This window comes from Bacteroides sp. D1 (assembly GCF_000157095.2).
In the GTDB taxonomy this organism is placed as follows: domain Bacteria; phylum Bacteroidota; class Bacteroidia; order Bacteroidales; family Bacteroidaceae; genus Bacteroides; species Bacteroides xylanisolvens.
The window spans coordinates 753733-772823 of record NZ_JH114331.1; the positions used below are offsets into that span (position 1 = coordinate 753733).

Sequence of the window (19091 nt, forward strand, 5' to 3'; positions counted from 1 at the left end):
CTTTGCAAAGGTTTCATTTATAAAGAGAAGAAGTTATGGATATCATGGACCGTTTGAAAGGGCCTCGGCGTAATCTGCCTATCGGGATACAAAGTTTTGAGAGACTTCGTCGCGACGGCTATTTGTATGTTGACAAAACAGCATTTGTCTACGAACTTGCCTCAACGGGCAATCCGTATTTCCTTAGCCGTCCGCGTCGTTTTGGCAAAAGTCTGCTGCTTTCTACGTTAGAAGCGTATTTCTGTGGAAAGAAAGAGCTTTTTGAAGGACTTGCCATTGAACAGCTCGAAACAGAATGGAACGAACACGCTGTATTGCATCTTGACCTTAATGCCGAGGATTACTCTGAAATAGAAGGATTGAGAAACGGACTTGAATTGCAGCTTCGTAGTTGGGAAAAAGTCTATGGAACCAGTGAGGAAGGTTTGAGTTATTCCGGTCGTTTCATGCAAGTCATTAAAGAAGCTTATCGACAAACAGGTCGTGGCGTAGTTGTTCTTATTGACGAGTACGACAAACCGCTGCTTCGCTCCATGCATAATCCGGAATTACAAGACAAGTTCCGCGAAATGCTCACCGCTTTTTATACTGTACTGAAATCAGCAGACCCCTGGTTGCGCTTCGTCTTTATCACCGGAGTGACCAAATTTGCTCAAATGGGTATATTCAGCACTCTCAACCAACTGATCGATATCAGCTTCGACCCGCAATACAATGCTCTTTGTGGTATGACCCGCCCGGAAATTGAAGCCAATTTCATCCCGGAACTGGAACGGTTGGCAGAAAGGAACGGTTTGACAAAAGAAGATTGTATGGCATACCTTACTCGTATGTATGACGGATATCATTTCAACTATGTCCGTAAGGAAGGTATGTACAATCCGTTCAGCATACTGAATGTGCTTAGGAGCGGGATGTTTGAGAATTACTGGTTTGCCAGCGGAACACCTACTTTCCTAGCCGAAATGCTGAAGAAGACCCATTATGATTTGCGTGAACTGGACGGATTGGAAGTAACTGCCGCCTCTCTTACCGACGACCGTGCTGACGTAAACAACCCTGTGCCGATGATTTATCAAAGCGGATATCTGACCATTAAAGGATATGATACAGAACTGCGTCTCTACAAGCTGGGGTACCCCAATGATGAGGTGAAGTATGGCTTTCTTAATTTTATCACTCCGTTTTATACCTCGTTGGATGAATCGAAAGCCCCCTTCTATATCGGACAGTTTGTAAAAGAACTAAGGGCAGGAGATGTTGAGGCTTTCCTCACCCGCCTTCGTGCGTTCTTTGCTGATTTCCCCTACGAACTGCATGATAAGACAGAGCGTCACTATCAAGTGGTATTCTATCTTGTTTTTAAACTGCTGGGGCAGTTTATTAACGCCGAAGTGCAAAGTGCCCTGGGACGTGCTGACGCTGTGGTGAAAACAGCAAATGCTGTTTATGTCTTCGAATTTAAGCTAAACGGTACCGCAGAAGAAGCATTGGCACAGATTGATAATCGCGGCTATCTCATACCTTATACTACTAATGGTTGCCGTATAGTGAAAATAGGTGCAGAGTTCAGTAAGGAAGAACGTAATTTGAGTCGATGGTTAGTAGAGGAAGAAGGATAGTAGGGAATTGATAATAAAAGTATAGTATATAATTTCAAACCCCAAAAGTAACGCCCAAACGGTAAAAACAGCATCCGTTTGAGCGTTTTTTTTTAGAAATCTTTTTGGAAGGATGAGGAAGGAAACGATAGCTTATATCTTCCATTACTCCGTTCTCTATGCGATATAGACGTTGATTTTAATGTTTCCTTTGACAACTCCCGGTCGATGTTCTATTTTTCATATTTTAGATTGCTCGAAAACACAATAGATGTTAATTGGCTACCAGGCTTGCGAACTAATTTTTAATATGATATGTTGTTTAAAGTGAATAACGAATTAAAAAATGAACTAGAAAGTTAGATATGGACAAATAAAGCATTTCTAATGATTTAGCAGATAAAACATTACATTATAAAACTTATGATTATGAGAAAATCGATTATTTTATTAGCCTTGATATTGGGTGGCGTTACAGCAAATGCCCAATCAGTTGTAGAAGGTACAAAAGTAACAGACAATTGGTCTGTGGAAGTCAATGCCGGTGCAATCACTCCCCTTACTCACAGTGCTTTCTTTAAAAGTATGCGTCCTGCTTTTGGAGTGGGAGTTTCCAAGCAATTAACTCCTATCTTCGGTTTGGGATTCCAAGGAATGGGATACATTAATACTACTCCGAGTAAAACATCTTTCGATGCTTCCGACGTCAGCGTATTGGGTAAAGTCAACCTGATGAACCTGTTTGCTGGTTACAAAGGCGAACCCCGTTTGTTTGAAGTGGAAGCCGTTGCAGGAATGGGCTGGTTACATTATTATGTGAATGGTGATGGAGATCAGAACACTTGGTCTACCCGTTTGGGATTGAATTTCAACTTCAACTTGGGCGAAAGCAAAGCATGGACATTGGGTATCAAACCTGCCATTGTATATGATATGCAAGGCACTTACCCCGAAACAAAGAGCCGTTTCAATGCCAATAACGCAGGTTTCGAATTGACAGCCGGATTGACATATCACTTTAAGACAAGTAACGGAACACATCATTTTGCAAAAGTGAGAGTGTACAACCAAGCTGAAATTGACGGATTGAACTCTTCCATCAATGCGCTTCGTTCGGAAGTGAACAACAAAGACGGTCAGATCAGCAACGCCAACCAGCGCATCAACGGACTGCAAGAAGAACTTGAAGCCTGTCGTACAAAGGTTGTTCCGGTAGAGACAGTAGTGAAAACCGCCCGTGTGCCCGAATCTATCATTACTTTCAGACAAGGTAAATCATCGGTTGACGCTTCCCAACTTCCTAACGTGGAACGTGTAGCTTCATACATGAAGAAATATGCTGACTCAAAAGTAGTTATTAAAGGATACGCTTCTCCGGAAGGTAGTGTGGAGGTCAACGCAAGAATCGCTGCTGCACGTGCAGAGGCTGTAAAAACTATCCTTGTTAATAAATACAAGATTAGTGCATCCCGCATCACTGCTGAAGGTCAGGGCGTAGGCGACATGTTTACCGAACCGGATTGGAACCGTGTAAGTATATGTACGATTGAAGATTAAACAGATAGATTACATAAATAGAATAATGAAGGCTGCCCAAAAGGCAGCCTTTGTTGTATGTACTGGTTTTATAGATAAGCGGCTTATTTTTGAATAAGCCTGAAAGATTAGTAAACAGATTTCTTTGTACATTACATAAAATAGCTATTTTTGCAAGTATTGTTCATGCGCGTTCTGTGTTGAGTGTGCAAATATCAACCATTAAAAACTGTATTATGAAGAGAGTATTCGTTTTTCAAGATTTTAAATCGCAGAAATTCTGGAGTATAGAGGTAGTCGGAACAGATGTTACTGTAAATTATGGTAAGCTGGGGACTGCCGGACAAACACAAGTGAAAAACTACGCAACTACTGAAGAAGCTGAAAAGGCTGCCAACAAACTGATTGCAGAGAAGACAAAGAAAGGTTATGTGGAAACTGCCGAAGAAACGGCACGTGAAATGAAAGTGGAAGCTAAGAAATATACATTGAGCTATGATGAGTATGAAAACGATGTGAAGCTTTTGGATAAGATATTGAAAGACAAGCATCTCTCTGAATATAAGCAAATAACGATTGGCTGTTGGGATTATGAAGGTGATGACTGTTCGGCTTTGTTACAAGGTCTCATTGAAAATAAGGACAAGTTTGCGCAGATAGAAGGCCTGTTCTGGGGTGATATTGAACAGGAAGAACAGGAGATTTCATGGATTGAACAAGCCGACCTTAGTCCGCTGCTCGATAGTATGCCTAAATTGAAGGATCTGAAAATAAAAGGAACAAACAATCTGCGCTTGGGAAAAACTTCACGTCCGGAGTTGCGGTCGCTGGAAATAATCAGTGGTGGTATGCCTACTGAAGTGGTAGAGGACATTCTTGCTTCTGACTTTCCCAATCTGGAAAAACTGATTCTATATGTTGGTGTGGAAGATTACGGATTTGAAGGTGATATTGAGATCTTCCGTCCGCTTTTCTCCAAAGAGCGTTTCCCGAAGCTGACCTATCTGGGGCTTGTTAACTCTGAAGAACAGGACAGCATTGTAGAAATGTTCCTGGAATCGGATATTCTTCCTCAACTTGAAACCATGGATATTTCGGCTGGTACTCTGAAAGATGAAGGTGCACAGTTGTTGCTGGATAATATGGATAAAATCGCTCACTTGAAGTTTATCAATATGCGCTATAATTATTTGAGCAAGGACATGAAGAAACAGTTGCAGAACCTTCCTATGAAAATAGACATTGCCGAAACCGAAGAGGCGGATGAATATGATGGTGAATTGTGGTATTACCCGATGATTACAGAATAGGAGATGCAGATAATCGTTGTCAGCAACTCTTTATCCAAACGTATAGAATATTTTGTTGAAGCAGGTAAGCACTTGCAGACAGAAGTTTGTTTTATGACTTATGAGGAACTTTTTAACTGCTTGCCGCTATTGCGGCAGGCAGTTATCAAACTGGAACCTTGTGTAAGTGATGAAACTGATTTCCTGAAATATGCGCTGTTGAATCAGGCATATAAGGAGACATTGCAACGTTTGAGCGAGATGAGCCTGCCTGATGATGTGTGCTTTTTAAATACTCCTGATGCTTTGTTGCGTGCTCTTGATAAAAAGGAAACAAAAGAAGTTCTGATGGACAAAGGGCTGAAAGTGACTCCGATGTTACCGTCTCCACACTCTTTCGATGAGTTACGGCAGCTTCTTGCCGATTGTGGTAGAGGATGCTTTTTTAAACCCCGTTATGGTTCGGGTGCGGGAGGCATTATGGCGATTCGTTATCAGCCCAACCGGAATAAGTGGGTAGTCTATACTACGCTGCGGCAAGTGGACGGAGTGATTCATAATACCAAACGAATCAATCGTTTGAGCGTGGAAAAAGAGATCATCCCATTGGCAGAAGCTGTGATACAAACAGAAGCTATCCTCGAAGAATGGATTCCTAAAGCACAATTGCAAGGAGAAAATTACGACCTTCGGGTAGTGTGCCGGGAGTCTGAAATAGATTATATCGTTGTGAGATGCAGCAAAGGAAGCATAACGAATCTACACCTGAACAACAAGGCGCATTGGTGGAATGAATTGTCTCTATCCGAAGAGGTGCGGCAACAAATCTATTTTCAATGTCAGGAAGCTGTGCAATCCTTGGATTTGCAGTATGCAGGAGTAGATGTATTGATAGAAAGAGGGACGGATATTCCTTATATAATAGAAGTCAACGGACAAGGAGACCATGTTTATCAGGATATGTTCGCTCATAATTCTATTTATACTCAACAAATAAAAAACATAAAAAAGAAATATAACCATGCAAATAGATGAACTGCCGGCTGGCGAACAGACCCGTCATCCGGATCTGGATATGAATCAGGTGGTGGGTACTCATGATATATTGATGCTTTGCTTTGACACCTTGCGGTATGATGTCAGCAAAGAGGAAGAAGCGGCCGGAAGAACGCCTGTACTGAACAGCCATGGAGGAGAATGGGAGAAAAGACATGCTCCGGGAAATTTCACTTACCCGTCTCATTTTGCCATCTTTGCCGGATTTCTGCCTTCTCCGGCAGAACCTCATTCATTGCGTAGCCGTAACTGGTTGTTTTTCCCCGTACAGGCGGGTACAGGACGTATTCCGCCCAAAGGAAGTTATCCATTTACAGAAGCAACCTTTGTGCAGAGCCTTGCCCATACAGGCTATGAAACGATTTGTATAGGTGGCGTAAACTTCTTTAGCAAGCGTAATGAGCTGGGGCGTGTATTCCCCGGTTACTTTACTAAAAGTTATTGGCTTCCTTCCTTTGGATGCACAGCGCCCGATAGTACTGAAAAACAGATTGATTTTGCATTGAAAAAACTAGAAAATTATCCGGACGACAAACGGATCTTTATGTATATCAATTTTTCTGCTATCCATTATCCGAACTGTCATTATGTGGAGGGTAAAATGAAAGATGATAAAGAATCACATGCGGCTGCCCTGCAATATATTGACAGTCAGTTACCTTGTTTGTTTCAGGCTTTTCAGAAACGGAGCAATACGCTGGTGATTGCCTTTTCCGATCATGGCACTTGTTATGGTGAAGATGGGTATGAATACCATTGCATATCTCACGAAACGGTTTATACAGTCCCTTACAAACACTTTATTTTAACGAAACAATGAATCAACCGCTACCACGATATGTAGACTATATGTATAGCTATCCACATAAAACTGCCTATCGTCCTTTTCCATCTCCGGTTTCGCTGCTTCCTTACCTGGAACAGGTGGAAGGGCAGAAGGCATCACTCTATTTTCATATTCCTTTTTGTAGTCATAAATGTGGATATTGTAACCTGTTTTCTCTACAAACCAATCGTGCGGATTATATCGCAACTTATTTGGAAACCCTTCATAAGCAGGCACAACAATTGTCACCTCTCACCACCGGACTGATCTTTGACAGTTTCGCCATTGGAGGAGGTACACCGTTGCTTCTCACCGTTTCCCAACTGGAATACTTATTGGAGACGGCTGCCCTGTTCGGAGTGCATCCCTCACATGCTTTTACTTCCATAGAAACATCACCGGAGTATGCTGATCCTGCCCGTTTGACATGGTTGAAACAAGCCGGAGTGGCTCGTATAAGTATCGGTATACAAAGTTTTCTCAACGAAGAGTTAACCGCTTTGAAAAGACGTCCCCGGCAAGACACGATCAATCAGGCGTTGGAAACTATCCGGAAGATGGAATTTCCTTTTTTTAATATCGACTTGATTTACGGAATCAAAGGACAAACGGTGGATAGTTTTCTCTATTCGTTGGAGCAAGCTCTTCTGTTTCAGCCTAACGAACTCTTTATTTATCCGTTATATGTGCGACAGGGAACAGCTATCACGGAGCGGGAACCTGATGATGTCTGTTTCCGGATGTATTGTGCCGCCCGTGATCTGTTGAAAGACAGAGGCTTTCTACAAACTTCGATGCGGCGTTTTATTCATCATCCGTCTACTGATGCGGAAATTTCCTGTGGAGATGAAGTGATGCTTTCGTGTGGTTCCGGTGGACGTAGTTACTTGGGTCATTTGCATTATGCCACCCGGTATACTGTTTCTCAACACTGCATTGCCGGAGAGATAGATGACTATATGGGCACTGCTGATTTTACAGTAGCTCGCAATGGATTTATTCTCTCTCAAGAAGAACGGAGGCAACGTTTCATCATTAAAAATCTGATGTATTATATGGGGCTTGATAAAGCCGAATATGAGCGTCGTTTTGGCGAATCACCGGATGATATTCCATTATTCCGGCAACTGGCAGAACGGCAATGGATAGAAAGTACAGATGACCGCATTTGTCTTACTTCCGAAGGAATAGGATATTCTGATTATATTGGTCAGTTGTTCATTACTCCTGAAATAAGAGGGCTGATGGAAACTTATTCTTATTGAACGAAATGGAAATGAAAAACGAGGGGGATTTACTTTCCATCAAGCGTATCTATTATCGCGGTAAATTGAATAGCTGCAATTATACCTGCTCTTATTGTCCTTTCGGCAAAAAGTCACATCTGACAGCTACTACGCAGGATGAACAGGCGTGGAACCGTTTTATTACGGCTATTGAACAATGGCAGGGAGGACCGTTGCAGTTATTTATTATTCCTTACGGTGAAGCATTGATACATCGTTATTATCGGAAAGGGATCATTCATTTAGCGGCGTTGCCACAAGTGGCCGGAATTTCCTGTCAGACTAATCTTTCTTTCTCTGCCGATGAATGGCTGGACGAATTTTCGGCTACACCGACATTGATAAGTAAGATAAAGATTTGGGCCAGCTTTCATCCGGAAATGACTTCAGTAGAAAGCTTTGTCCGGCGACTTCATACCCTTTATAATGCAGGAATACAGGTCTGTGCCGGAGCCGTAGGCAATCCGATGGCAAAAAGTGTACTTAGCGATTTGCGAAATGCTCTTTTGCCGGATATTTACTTGTTTATTAATGCTATGCAAGGTTTGAAGTCTCCGTTGAGCGTAGAAGATATTCGTTTCTTTACGCAACTGGATAACCTTTTTGAGTATGATTTAAAAAACGCTTCAGCTCAATGGGATATCTGTTCGGGAGGGAGAAGTAGTTGTTTTATTGATTGGAAAGGAGATATCTTTGGCTGTCCCAGAAGTCAGGTGAAGATAGGAAATCTTTATCAGAATCAGATCTTGGACCCCTTGCTTCCTTGTCGGCGGAAGGTCTGTGACTGTTACATTGCTTTCAGTAATTTGACTAATCATCCTTTGCATCGAATAATGAGAGCAGGTGCATTTTGGCGGATCCCGGATAAGCCTTTCATTACTTCCGTGTTTTTTGATGTGGATGGAACACTTACCGATGCCCAGGGAAGGGTTTCGGAAAGTTATGCCCATGCTTTGCGGTACATAGCGCAATTTGTTCCCTTATATCTTGCTACTTCTTTATCTATGCAACAGGCGCGGAGAAAGTTAGGCAAGGCTCTTTTCAGCCTGTTTGAAGGAGGGGTGTTTGCTGATGGTGGATTACTGGTATATGCCGGGCAGAACCGGTGTATGCCAGTTGAATTACTACTGGACATAAACGAAGAATCCGCAAAGATAACGGCGCATAGCTATGAAGGTCAAGTCTATAAATACAGCATGCTGGTTTATGATAAGGAAGAGAGAATAAATATTCTTTCTCGCTTAAAAGAGAAACCTTATCAGGTGTTTTATAAACCACCTCTTATTACGGTTATCCATAAGGACGTTGACAAACGGAAAGGAGTGCTTCATATATGCAAGGCTTTAGCTTCTCCCCTTGACCAAGTATTGGTTGTCGGAAATTCACTGAAGGATTGGGAGATGATGTCAGTAGTATCTCATTCTTGTGCAGTGATGAACGCCGAACCACTTTTAAAAGAACGTGCCCGCTATACGCTGAATCCGGACCGATTGGCTGCTTTCTTCCGCTTCCGGGAGTAGAAAAGCGGCTGCAATAAAAGCTTCACATTGATACCTGATTGTACCATTCAAAAATAAAAATCAGTTATAATTTGGTAGTTATAAAAACAAAGCCCATATTTGCAGCCCGAAAATAGGGACAGGCATAAAAATCCTCATCGGAGGGTGCTATAATAGATAATTATAGTGCTGGATAAGATGAATGGTGTAAATCATTCGCTTGTCCGGCACTATTTTTTATTGTAACAATTTAAGATAAGAGGTAAAGTAGCGGAGAAACTATGAAAGAGTTAAATTTGACACAAGGAAGTGTTCCGAAGGTATTGCTGCAATTTGCAGTACCTTTTCTTATTGCCAATGTGCTTCAGGCACTTTATGGTGGAGCCGACTTGTTTGTTGTGGGGCAATATGATGATTCGGCAAGTGTGGCGGCTGTGGCTATCGGCAGTCAGGTGATGCAGACGATTACGGGTATTATTCTTGGCATTACGACAGGCACAACCGTGCTGATTGCTATCGCTATCGGAGCAAAAGATGACCGGAAAGTAGCTTTTACAATCGGTTCTTCCGTGTGGCTATTTTCAATCGTAGGAGTCTTGCTGACCTTGGTCATGCTGGCATTTCATGGGCAGATAACCGAACTGATGCACACGCCTGCGGAAGCGATGGCTGATACTAAAAACTATATTCTGGTATGTTCGGCTGGTATTCTGTTCATAATAGGGTATAACGTTGTATGTGGTATCCTGCGTGGATTGGGTGATTCAAAGACACCGCTTTATTTTGTAGGCTTGGCATGTATAATCAATATAGTGCTCGATTTTATACTGGTCGGCTATTTCCATTGGGGAGCTACAGGAGCGGCTATTGCTACTGTAACCGCGCAAGGCGTTAGCTTTGGAATAGCGCTTTGGTTCTTATACCGGCATGGATTCCACTTTGATTTCTCACGGAAGGATATCCGTTTGAACCGGAATCTGTCTAAAAAGATCATGGTATTGGGAGCGCCTATTGCTTTGCAAGATGCTTTAATCAATGTTTCATTTCTGATAATCACTGTCATTGTGAATCAGATGGGAGTCATTGCGTCTGCTTCTTTAGGTGTTGTTGAGAAAATCATAGTGTTTGCCATGTTGCCTCCGATGGCTATATCATCGGCTGTGGCAACCATGACTGCACAAAATTACGGGGCGGGACTTATCAAGAGAATGAATAAATGTCTTGCTTCCGGAATAGGGATTGCTCTTGTTTTCGGTGTGTCGGTTTGCGTGTATTCGCAATTCCTGCCGGAGACTCTTACCGCTTTTTTTACGAAAGATGCCGCTGTGGTGGCAATGGCAGCAAAGTACCTGCGGGGATATAGCATCGACTGTATCGTAGTCAGTTTTGTGTTCTGCATCAATTCTTATTTCAGCGGACAAGGGAACTCGTTATTCCCGATGATTCACAGTCTGATAGCTACTTTCCTGTTCCGTATACCATTGTCATACTGGTTCAGTCAGATGGATAGCTCGTCGCTGTTTATCATGGGATTTGCTCCACCCATTTCAACGGTGGTTTCATTATTGATTTGTATCTGGTATTTGCGATATACGCAAAGGAAATTATACTTGAGAGGCACATTGATGCCTGCTATGTCGAATTAGGTGTTTTTAAGTGACATATATTAACTAAAATCTATTTTGTATGGAAGCTTATTTGAAGAAACTCTGTTTTGAGTATCAGGTTGATGAAAAAGAAGTGAAAGAGCTGTTGGCTCGTATGGAAATGGTGTATCTGGATAAAGGAGAAACGATTGCATCTGCCACAATGCCCGAGCAGAGCTTGTATATTATTGTTTCCGGCATTCTGCATACATACACGACCCATGAAGGAGAGGACAGAACCATCCGGTTTTTATCTGAAGGGGATGCTGTATTGTGCTATAACTCCAGTCAGTATACTGTAAAGGCGCTGACGAAATGTGCTGCTTATTACATCAGCGAAGAGGAGATTGAAGAGTTGTGCGCAACATCTATTTCGTTTGCCAACTTGGTTCGTCAACTGATGGAATATCAGTTCTATTTTAAAGAAGAAGAGAATATGAACGTTCGGAAACTGACGGTAAGAGAGAGGTATCTTTCTTTATTGGCAGAAATCCCGGATATCCTGTACAGGGTACCTTTGAAGTATATTACTCATTATCTGGGTGCCGATGTAACCAGTTTGGGATATATGGCTGGAAGTTCTAAATAGGAAATATAACCTGGACATCTATTTTTCTATGTATTCCTTATCAGATGGTTCATTGACTATTCAAAATTGAGTTTGAAAAGTCTTTGGATTATTTGGTAAGGAATATTATTTTTGTATTCCAAATGAAAAACTCAATACCTCGATATACTTTTTATAAGAATAAGTATGGAAGCGAACTTTTGGTCGATGTGGTAGAACTGAAATATGTGAAGAAATTCTTGGCTGAAAGTGCTATTCACACGTTGAATTATTATGATGTTACTTTTATAACAGAAGGTAAAGGGACGTTTTCTGTCGATAACCAAACCTATGAAGTAACCCCATGTGACGTTCTATTCTCTAAACCGGGAGAAATCCGGAACTGGGATACGCGTCATATCATCAATGGTTATGCGCTGATTTTCGAGGAAGAGTTCTTGTCTTCCCTCTTTAAAGATTCTTTGTTTGTACAGCATCTTTCGTTTTTTCAGCTGGAAAGCTTTTCATCAAGACTGCATTTGCCAGATGAGCTTTATGCCCGTATACTCCAAATTTTGCATCATATAAAGATGGAGATCGACTCGTATCAGCAAAACGATGTGCATGTATTGAGAGCGTTGCTTTATGAAGTCCTGATGTTATTGGACCGGGCTTATCTTAAAATGACTTCGATAGAGGAGGGCAGGAGCAGAGAAGCGTCTAATAACCATGTAAGTAAATTCATGAATTTGGTAAATATCCATTCGAAAGAGCAACACTCGGTTCAGTATTATGCGGATAAACTCTGCATTACTTCTAACTATTTGAATGAGATGGTAACCTCGACAATGGGGTTTAGTGCCAAACAATATATTCAGAATAAAGTGATGGATGAGGCTAAAAGACTGCTCGTTTATACAAACGTCCCTATATCGGATATTGCTTTTGAACTCTGCTTTTCAACGGTCTCCTATTTTATTCGCAGCTTCCGGCAACATACGGGAGAAACTCCATTACTTTATCGGAAAACACATAAACCGTAAAAAGTACTATTTTCCCCTTTCTTTTTATTACGCCGTGTTTCTTCTATTTCTCTACTTTCGCATCAGATAATAACTAACAATAAAAAATGAAATGATGAGAGACGCAGAAAAAACAGTAGGGAACATGATTGATAAGTTGAAAACAGCTTTTATCGGTTCTATAGACAGGGAGGGATTTCCTAATATCAAGGCAATGTTGCAGCCAAGAAAAAGGGAAGGGATAAAAACGATTTATCTGACAACGAATACTTCATCCATGCGTGTGGCGCAATACCGGGAAAACAATCATGCGTGTATTTACTTTTGTGATACAAGATTTTTTAGAGGTGCGATGTTGCGGGGTACAATGGAAGTATTGACAGACAGTGCCAGCAAAGAAATGATTTGGCAGGAGGGTGATACCATGTATTATCCCGAGGGAGTCACCGATCCCGATTATTGTGTATTGAAATTTACGGCAACTTCCGGTAGGTTTTATAGTAATTTCAAATCAGAGAGCTTTATCGTAGAATAGAACTCATAGTACATAAGAGAAGCTAAGAGACAGCGCTTTTATAGTCTCAATGTGCTATTTTTAAGATTGTATAAAAGAGTAGCGACTTTAAAAACAATGAACCAGTGAATAAACGGCATAAAATAGTGCAATAATATGCGGAAATGCAGGTCTATTTCGCATAAAACTACATACGGAATGCATCTTTTCTTGTTGGCAAAGCGTTCGTTCCTCGGTGAGGAGCGGGGTGTTCCTCGGTGTGCGTCGCTAGCTTCCTCACCGAGGAACTTGTTTGTCATCGGTGAGGAAGCTGAAACTAGTCTTTTTGAGGGTGGTTTTTCTCTAGTTTGGCATAACTGTTAGAAAGGATAGGAATAATAAAAAGAACGGTTATCTTAATATTTTATGTTGAATGGTGAATGAATAATGGAAAATAGCTGCTATTTGGATGATATATGTCCCAAATGATAATAATAAAGAACTTTCTCCCGACAGATGCCGGGCTTTTTTCTATTTTTCTTAAATCGTTATGCTATTGTCTCTCTTTCTGATTGCTTAAATATTCCTTTTTTAAGAATGGTCATTCTTTCATTCATTTTATGCTCCCGGACAGAATCCGTTTTTATAAAACAGATAACTTTCCTCTATCGCATCGGCAGTATCAGCTTCTAATGCATATAATATTTCTTTGCAAAATTCCAATTGCCCGGTTCCGTTGGCAGTTACAATATTCTCGTCTCTTACAGCTTGTTCATTGATATAGTTCGAATCGCCTGTATATTTATCCCCAGCATACTGTTTTAGATAATTGAGCGTATTGCTGGTATGCTTTACCTCATTAAGGAAACCGTGCATACCCAGAAAAACAGAAGCATTACATATTCCGGCAACTAATTTCTTTTCTTTAATAGCTTTTTCTACAAGTGGAACTATTAATTCAGCTTCAGGTGAGAACCAGTTCATACCGCCAATTAACACCAGCCCCGCATAATCTTCCGCCATATCTTTTAGCCCATAATCAGGCAGCACTCTGAATCCGCCTATTGAACTTACGGGTTCTTGAGTTATTGATAGGGTTTTCACTTTATAACTAATAGGATTTCCGGGCTTGACTCCCTGATTCAAACAGGTAGCTATATATGCGCCTTCCCAGTCGGCGAACCCTTCTAAAATTACAAATATTACTTCTTTCATATATGATTCTAATTTTTAGTGAGTACAAAGGTGTGATATTTAATTGACTTTTGTAGTAGTAATTGTGGTAAAATATCGAATAATACAATTAAAATATGATTATTCAGTTTACAATAGGAAACTTTTTATCATTCAAAGAGCAATGATGAAGGGCGTGAAGTAAAAACTATAACTTTTCCATTCAGGAAAAATGAATTGGAAGGTACAATACCTTATGGGGGAGTGCGATACGCTCGGAAAAGAAATGACTCAATTAACGGAAGATAAATTTTTGTCCGTACTGGGACTGTCAATACACAAACAGGTAAACTTGTCGTCGCAGGTTATTATGATACAAACAATAATAACAAGTATGACAAAACAGATAAGGATGAAATCTTAATCTATGATTTGAAAACCTTGAAGTTAGCTTCGAGAATATGATTTCCGGCTAGATAGCCAACTGTGTACAAAGTAGAAAAGTGAAATAAAAAAAACTCTGTAATCATTGAATTACAGAGCTTTTTCTTTGTTTCACTTTCTTAAGAAGCGGTGCGTACGGGACTCGAACCCGTGACCCCATGCGTGACAGGCATGTATTCTAACCAACTGAACTAACGCACCAAATTTTAATTGGATTAACTCATTTCTATTCTCTTTTACTTCTTAATGAAAGAAGCGGTGCGTACGGGACTCGAACCCGTGACCCCATGCGTGACAGGCATGTATTCTAACCAACTGAACTAACGCACCAGAATTTCAATTTATTAATCTGCATCTCTCTCGATTGCGGGTGCAAAGGTAGTTGTTTTTTATAAATCTGCAAGCGTTTTGAGAAAAGTTTTTTTCAAGAAAAAACGATAAAAATGCTTAGTGTCTCATTTTGAGTACTTTTGTAATGAAAAAAATATTGTTTTTTTTCTCTTCGGATAGTGACGCTATCCGGTTGTTATAGTGACGCCATCACGATAGGATAGCGTCACTGTCCGAAGTCAATAGCGTCACTATCCTGAAGTTTGTCATTCTATTCATAGAAAATAACTCCCGATATCTTTCTATCTGTAAGAAATCACCGTTTTTATATCAACTTTCTGCTTGAATAATTCGTAATTTTGCAATAAATCGTTATTTTTGCGGACTAAAATAAGAAAGGTGGAAAATTATCCGCCTAGAATCGTTAATTAGTAAAAAGAATGATGACAACAGCCAAACTGTTATTGCACTGTCCCGACAAACCGGGAATCCTTGCGGAAGTGACAGACTTTATTACGGTAAACAAAGGAAATATTATCTATCTGGATCAATATGTAGATCATGTAGAGAACATATTCTTCATGCGTATTGAATGGGAACTGAAAGACTTTCTGGTTCCGCAGGAGAAAATTGAAGATTATTTCAGAACTCTCTACGGGCAAAAATATGAAATGGATTTTCGTCTTTATTTCTCTGATGTAAAACCACGTATGGCTATTTTCGTTTCCAAGCTGTCACATTGTCTTTTCGATATATTGGCACGATATACAGCCGGAGAATGGAATGTAGAAATACCTCTTATTATAAGTAACCATCCGGATTTGCAGCATGTAGCAGAGCGGTTCGGAATTCCTTTCTATCTGTTTCCTATTACAAAGGAGACGAAAGAAGAGCAGGAGCGTAAGGAGATGGAACTGCTTGCCAAGCATAATATTACATTTATTGTATTGGCGCGCTATATGCAGGTAATTTCCGAGCAGATGATTAATGCTTATCCGAATAAGATTATCAATATCCACCACTCTTTCCTTCCTGCGTTTGTAGGAGCGAAGCCTTATCATGCGGCATTCCAGAGAGGTGTGAAGATTATCGGTGCAACCAGTCACTATGTAACGACTGAACTGGATGCCGGACCGATTATTGAGCAGGACGTGGTGCGTATTACTCATAAGGACGCTATTGAAGATCTTGTAAATAAAGGAAAGGATTTGGAAAAAATCGTTCTTTCACGTGCAGTACAGAAGCACATCGAACGTAAAGTTTTGGCTTATAAAAATAAAACAGTAATATTTAGCTGATGAAAGTAGCAGTTGTAAAATACAATGCCGGCAATATTCGTTCTGTGGATTATGCTTTGAAGCGGTTGGGTGTGGAAGCGGTGATTACTGCTGATAAAGAAGAACTCCAATCGGCAGATAAAGTTATTTTCCCCGGAGTGGGAGAGGCAGAAACTACCATGAACCACTTGAAAGCAACGGGACTGGACAAACTGATAAAAAATCTCCGTCAGCCTGTATTTGGAATTTGTCTCGGTATGCAGTTGATGTGCCGGCATTCCGAAGAAGGAGAGGTCGATTGTTTGAATATCTTTGATGTGGACGTGAAGCGTTTTGTTCCGCAGAAACATGAAGATAAAGTGCCGCACATGGGATGGAATACCATTGGAAAAACGAATAGCAAATTGTTTGAAGGATTCACCGAAGAAGAGTTTGTCTATTTTGTACATAGCTTTTATGTGCCTGTCTGTGACTTTACTGCTGCTACAACTGATTATATTCACCCGTTTAGTGCTGCATTGCATAAAGATAACTTTTATGCTACCCAGTTCCATCCGGAGAAAAGCGGTAAGACGGGAGAAAAGATTCTGACAAACTTTTTGAATCTATAATAAACTATGTTGCCGTTTATAATAAACTCCATCATAATTTATAATAAACTCGTTCATCGTTTATAATAAACTTTTAGCAAATAAATAATAGATGATAGAAATTATTCCAGCCATTGATATTATTGACGGAAAGTGCGTACGTCTTTCCCAGGGAGATTACGACAGTAAGAAAGTATATAACGAAAATCCGGTGGAAGTTGCCAAGGAGTTTGAAGCGAACGGTGTTCGCAGGCTTCATGTGGTAGACTTGGACGGTGCTGCTTCTCATCATGTAGTCAATTATCGGGTGTTGGAACGGATTGCTGCGCACACTTCTCTCGTTATCGATTTTGGTGGTGGAGTAAAGAGTGATGAAGATTTGAAAATTGCTTTTGAGAGTGGAGCACAGATGGTTACAGGTGGAAGCATTGCGGTGAAAGACCCGGAATTGTTCTGTCATTGGCTGGAAATATATGGCAGTGAAAAAATCATTTTGGGGGCAGATGTAAAAGATCATAAGATAGCCGTCAACGGTTGGAAAGACGAAAGTGCCTGTGAGCTTTTTCCATTTCTTGAAAATTATATGGATAAAGGTATACGCAAGGTAATCTGTACGGATATTAGCTGTGACGGAATGTTGAGTGGGCCTTCTATTGATTTATATAAGGAGATGCTGGCAAAATTCCCTGACCTCTATTTGATGGCTAGTGGCGGGGTGAGTAAGGTGGATGATATTGTTGCTTTGGATGAAGCTGGTGTTCCCGGGGTTATTTTCGGTAAGGCACTATACGAAGGACATATCACCTTAAAAGATTTGAGAATCTTTTTATAATTAGCGTACCAGAATGAAATGGCTGTTTATATTATAAATGGCTACCTTATTATAAGAGGAAACAAAGAATCAAACGTCAGGGATATAGATTATAAATTGTTGAACAATAAATAAAAGTAGGATTGTGTTAGCAAAAAGAATAGTACCTTGTCTGGATATAAAAGACGGACAAACCGTGAAAGGAACGAATTTTGTCAATTTGCGCCAAGCCGGTGATCCGGTAGAGTTAGGCCGTGCTTACAGTGAACAAGGAGCAGATGAACTTGTTTTCCTGGATATTACTGCAAGTCATGAAGGACGTAAGACTTTTACGGAATTGGTAAAACGGATTGCTGCTAATATCAATATCCCATTTACCGTAGGTGGCGGAATCAACGAATTAAGTGATGTAGACCGCCTGTTGAATGCAGGGGCGGATAAGATCTCTATCAATTCTTCCGCTATCCGTAATCCTCAATTGATTGACGAGATTGCAAAGAATTTCGGTTCGCAAGTTTGTGTGTTGGCAGTAGATGCCAAACAAACCGAAAATGGTTGGAAATGTTACTTGAATGGAGGACGTATCGAAACAGATAAAGACCTGTTCGAGTGGACAAAAGAGGCCCAGGAACGCGGAGCAGGAGAGATTCTCTTCACAAGCATGAATCACGATGGGGTAAAGGCCGGTTATGCAAATGATGCACTTGCCGCTTTGGCGGATCAGCTTTCCATTCCTATCATTGCTTCGGGAGGTGCGGGCTGTAAAGAGCACTTCCGCGATGTCTTTTTACAAGGAAAGGCAGATGCTGCATTGGCTGCCAGCGTTTTTCACTTCGGAGAAATTAAAATTCCCGAATTAAAATCGTATCTTTGCGGCGAAGGAATTACCACTAGGGGGTGAGGCACCCCGGCCAGGTTCCCTGCGGATGGATTATATAGTCAGATAAATATAGGAACTGTCTGCAAAAGAACTCCGTAGGCGAATAGATCGTAATTGTAATTTGAAATAGTAATTAGAACTTATATAAAAATGGAATTGGATTTCGATAAAATGAACGGACTCGTTCCGGCTATCATACAGGACAACGAGACACGTAAAGTCTTGATGCTGGGCTTCATGAATAAAGAAGCTTATGATAAAACGGTAGAAACCGGAAAAGTTACATTCTTTAGCCGTACCAAGAATCGTTTGTGGACAAAAGGCGAAGAAAGCGGTAACTTCCTTCATGTGGTATCTATAAAGGCCGATTGCGACAATGATACACTACTGATTCAGGTAAACCCGGTAGGTCCCGTGTGCCATACTGGTACAGATACTTGTTGGGGGGAGAAAAACGAAGAACCGGTTATGTTCCTGAAAGCATTGCAAGATTTCATTGACAAACGTCATGAAGAAATGCCCGAAGGCTCTTATACTACCAGTCTGTTTGAGTCGGGAATCAATAAAATAGCTCAAAAAGTAGGTGAAGAAGCTGTAGAAACAGTAATCGAAGCAACAAACGGTACTGACGAACGTTTGATCTACGAAGGAGCCGACCTTATTTATCACATGATTGTATTGCTTACTTCAAAAGGCTATCGTCTCGAAGACCTTGCACGTGAATTGCAGGAAAGACACAGTAGTACATGGAAGAAGCATTAAACAATTAAAATTTAATAATTAAA

17 protein-coding genes and 2 tRNA genes are annotated in these 19091 nt (G+C 40.8%); 16 read left to right on the top strand and 3 right to left on the bottom strand.

Going from position 1 to position 19091, the window contains the following annotated elements:
• Positions 1–35 precede the first annotated feature (35 nt).
• The 11 genes from BSAG_RS18605 (at position 36) to BSAG_RS18555 (ending at position 12843) form a co-directional block, all read left to right on the top strand.
• Entirely contained in the window at positions 36–1622 is a 1587-nt protein-coding gene (locus BSAG_RS18605; protein ID WP_008997361.1) for an ATP-binding protein, read from the top strand.
• A 402-nt stretch (positions 1623–2024) separates the two neighbouring features.
• Positions 2025–3158: an OmpA family protein gene (locus BSAG_RS18600; protein WP_004317719.1), complete on the top strand. Its 1134-nt coding sequence runs from the start codon at positions 2025–2027 to the stop codon at positions 3156–3158.
• Positions 3159–3373: 215 nt separating this feature from the next.
• Positions 3374–4447 (top strand): STM4015 family protein, encoded by a 1074-nt coding sequence (locus BSAG_RS18595; protein WP_008020250.1) that lies wholly within the window; start codon positions 3374–3376, stop codon positions 4445–4447.
• A gap of 3 nt (positions 4448–4450) precedes the next feature.
• Entirely contained in the window at positions 4451–5461 is a 1011-nt protein-coding gene (locus tag BSAG_RS18590) for an STM4014 family protein (RefSeq protein ID WP_008771207.1), read from the top strand.
• The gene (locus tag BSAG_RS18585; RefSeq protein WP_004317724.1) at positions 5448–6302 is read left to right on the top strand and encodes an STM4013/SEN3800 family hydrolase; all 855 of its coding nucleotides are present in this window, start codon (positions 5448–5450) and stop codon (positions 6300–6302) included. The genes BSAG_RS18590 and BSAG_RS18585 overlap by 14 nt, the downstream gene beginning before the upstream one ends.
• Positions 6299–7573: an STM4012 family radical SAM protein gene (locus tag BSAG_RS18580; RefSeq protein ID WP_008020253.1), complete on the top strand. Its 1275-nt coding sequence runs from the start codon at positions 6299–6301 to the stop codon at positions 7571–7573. The genes BSAG_RS18585 and BSAG_RS18580 overlap by 4 nt, the downstream gene beginning before the upstream one ends.
• An 11-nt stretch (positions 7574–7584) precedes the next feature.
• A complete protein-coding gene (locus BSAG_RS18575) occupies positions 7585–9114 on the top strand; it encodes an STM4011 family radical SAM protein (protein ID WP_008643444.1) in 1530 nt (509 codons plus the stop codon).
• 260 nt (positions 9115–9374) lie between these two features.
• A complete protein-coding gene (locus BSAG_RS18570; RefSeq protein ID WP_004317732.1) occupies positions 9375–10739 on the top strand; it encodes an MATE family efflux transporter in 1365 nt (454 codons plus the stop codon).
• A gap of 40 nt (positions 10740–10779) precedes the next feature.
• Entirely contained in the window at positions 10780–11328 is a 549-nt protein-coding gene (locus BSAG_RS18565) for a Crp/Fnr family transcriptional regulator (RefSeq protein ID WP_004317734.1), read from the top strand.
• A gap of 122 nt (positions 11329–11450) precedes the next feature.
• Positions 11451–12329, top strand: a complete 879-nt coding sequence (locus BSAG_RS18560) for an AraC family transcriptional regulator (RefSeq protein WP_008771206.1) — start codon at positions 11451–11453, stop codon at positions 12327–12329.
• Positions 12330–12420: 91 nt separating this feature from the next.
• On the top strand, positions 12421–12843 hold the full coding sequence (locus BSAG_RS18555) for a pyridoxamine 5'-phosphate oxidase family protein (protein ID WP_004317738.1): 423 nt from the start codon (positions 12421–12423) through the stop codon (positions 12841–12843).
• Between the two features lie 576 nt (positions 12844–13419).
• On the opposite strand, the gene BSAG_RS18550 is transcribed toward BSAG_RS18555, so the two are convergent.
• The 3 genes from BSAG_RS18550 to BSAG_RS18540 form a co-directional block, all read right to left on the bottom strand.
• Positions 13420–14016 carry a type 1 glutamine amidotransferase family protein gene (locus tag BSAG_RS18550; RefSeq protein WP_004317740.1) on the bottom strand — a complete coding sequence of 199 codons (597 nt, stop codon included), beginning with the start codon at positions 14014–14016 and terminating at the stop codon, positions 13420–13422.
• 529 nt (positions 14017–14545) lie between these two features.
• Positions 14546–14619, bottom strand: a tRNA-Asp gene (locus tag BSAG_RS18545).
• Between the two features lie 55 nt (positions 14620–14674).
• Positions 14675–14748, bottom strand: a tRNA-Asp gene (locus BSAG_RS18540).
• Positions 14749–15188: 440 nt separating this feature from the next.
• On the opposite strand from BSAG_RS18540, the gene purU reads away from it, so the two are divergent.
• From purU to hisIE, 5 genes are all read left to right on the top strand, one after another.
• Positions 15189–16046, top strand: a complete 858-nt coding sequence (gene purU, locus BSAG_RS18535) for a formyltetrahydrofolate deformylase (protein WP_008771204.1) — start codon at positions 15189–15191, stop codon at positions 16044–16046.
• Positions 16046–16636, top strand: coding sequence for an imidazole glycerol phosphate synthase subunit HisH (hisH, locus tag BSAG_RS18530; protein WP_008020256.1), 591 nt, complete (start codon positions 16046–16048; stop codon positions 16634–16636). The genes purU and hisH overlap by 1 nt, the downstream gene beginning before the upstream one ends.
• Before the next feature lie 91 nt (positions 16637–16727).
• Positions 16728–17447, top strand: coding sequence for a 1-(5-phosphoribosyl)-5-[(5-phosphoribosylamino)methylideneamino]imidazole-4-carboxamide isomerase (hisA, locus tag BSAG_RS18525; RefSeq protein ID WP_004313663.1), 720 nt, complete (start codon positions 16728–16730; stop codon positions 17445–17447).
• Between the two features lie 124 nt (positions 17448–17571).
• Positions 17572–18327, top strand: a complete 756-nt coding sequence (gene hisF, locus BSAG_RS18520) for an imidazole glycerol phosphate synthase subunit HisF (RefSeq protein ID WP_004313662.1) — start codon at positions 17572–17574, stop codon at positions 18325–18327.
• A 129-nt stretch (positions 18328–18456) separates the two neighbouring features.
• Positions 18457–19068: a bifunctional phosphoribosyl-AMP cyclohydrolase/phosphoribosyl-ATP diphosphatase HisIE gene (hisIE, locus tag BSAG_RS18515; protein ID WP_004313661.1), complete on the top strand. Its 612-nt coding sequence runs from the start codon at positions 18457–18459 to the stop codon at positions 19066–19068.
• The last annotated feature ends 23 nt before the right edge of the window (positions 19069–19091 follow it).

Excerpts from the sequence above, each read along its gene's own strand:
- BSAG_RS18600 (WP_004317719.1), top strand. The coding sequence starts at position 2,025 with ATGATTATGAGAAAATCGATTATTTTATTAGCCTTGATATTGGGTGGC.
- hisH (WP_008020256.1), top strand. The coding sequence starts at position 16,046 with ATGAAAGTAGCAGTTGTAAAATACAATGCCGGCAATATTCGTTCTGTG.
- BSAG_RS18555 (WP_004317738.1), top strand. The coding sequence starts at position 12,421 with ATGATGAGAGACGCAGAAAAAACAGTAGGGAACATGATTGATAAGTTG.
- BSAG_RS18570 (WP_004317732.1), top strand. The coding sequence starts at position 9,375 with ATGAAAGAGTTAAATTTGACACAAGGAAGTGTTCCGAAGGTATTGCTG.
- BSAG_RS18585 (WP_004317724.1), top strand. The coding sequence starts at position 5,448 with ATGCAAATAGATGAACTGCCGGCTGGCGAACAGACCCGTCATCCGGAT.
- BSAG_RS18590 (WP_008771207.1), top strand. The coding sequence starts at position 4,451 with ATGCAGATAATCGTTGTCAGCAACTCTTTATCCAAACGTATAGAATAT.
- BSAG_RS18565 (WP_004317734.1), top strand. The coding sequence starts at position 10,780 with ATGGAAGCTTATTTGAAGAAACTCTGTTTTGAGTATCAGGTTGATGAA.
- hisIE (WP_004313661.1), top strand. The coding sequence starts at position 18,457 with ATGGAATTGGATTTCGATAAAATGAACGGACTCGTTCCGGCTATCATA.
- BSAG_RS18550 (WP_004317740.1), bottom strand. The coding sequence starts at position 14,016 with ATGAAAGAAGTAATATTTGTAATTTTAGAAGGGTTCGCCGACTGGGAA.
- BSAG_RS18605 (WP_008997361.1), top strand. The coding sequence starts at position 36 with ATGGATATCATGGACCGTTTGAAAGGGCCTCGGCGTAATCTGCCTATC.
- BSAG_RS18595 (WP_008020250.1), top strand. The coding sequence starts at position 3,374 with ATGAAGAGAGTATTCGTTTTTCAAGATTTTAAATCGCAGAAATTCTGG.
- hisA (WP_004313663.1), top strand. The coding sequence starts at position 16,728 with ATGATAGAAATTATTCCAGCCATTGATATTATTGACGGAAAGTGCGTA.
- BSAG_RS18575 (WP_008643444.1), top strand. The coding sequence starts at position 7,585 with ATGAAAAACGAGGGGGATTTACTTTCCATCAAGCGTATCTATTATCGC.
- BSAG_RS18560 (WP_008771206.1), top strand. The coding sequence starts at position 11,451 with ATGAAAAACTCAATACCTCGATATACTTTTTATAAGAATAAGTATGGA.
- BSAG_RS18580 (WP_008020253.1), top strand. The coding sequence starts at position 6,299 with ATGAATCAACCGCTACCACGATATGTAGACTATATGTATAGCTATCCA.
- purU (WP_008771204.1), top strand. The coding sequence starts at position 15,189 with ATGATGACAACAGCCAAACTGTTATTGCACTGTCCCGACAAACCGGGA.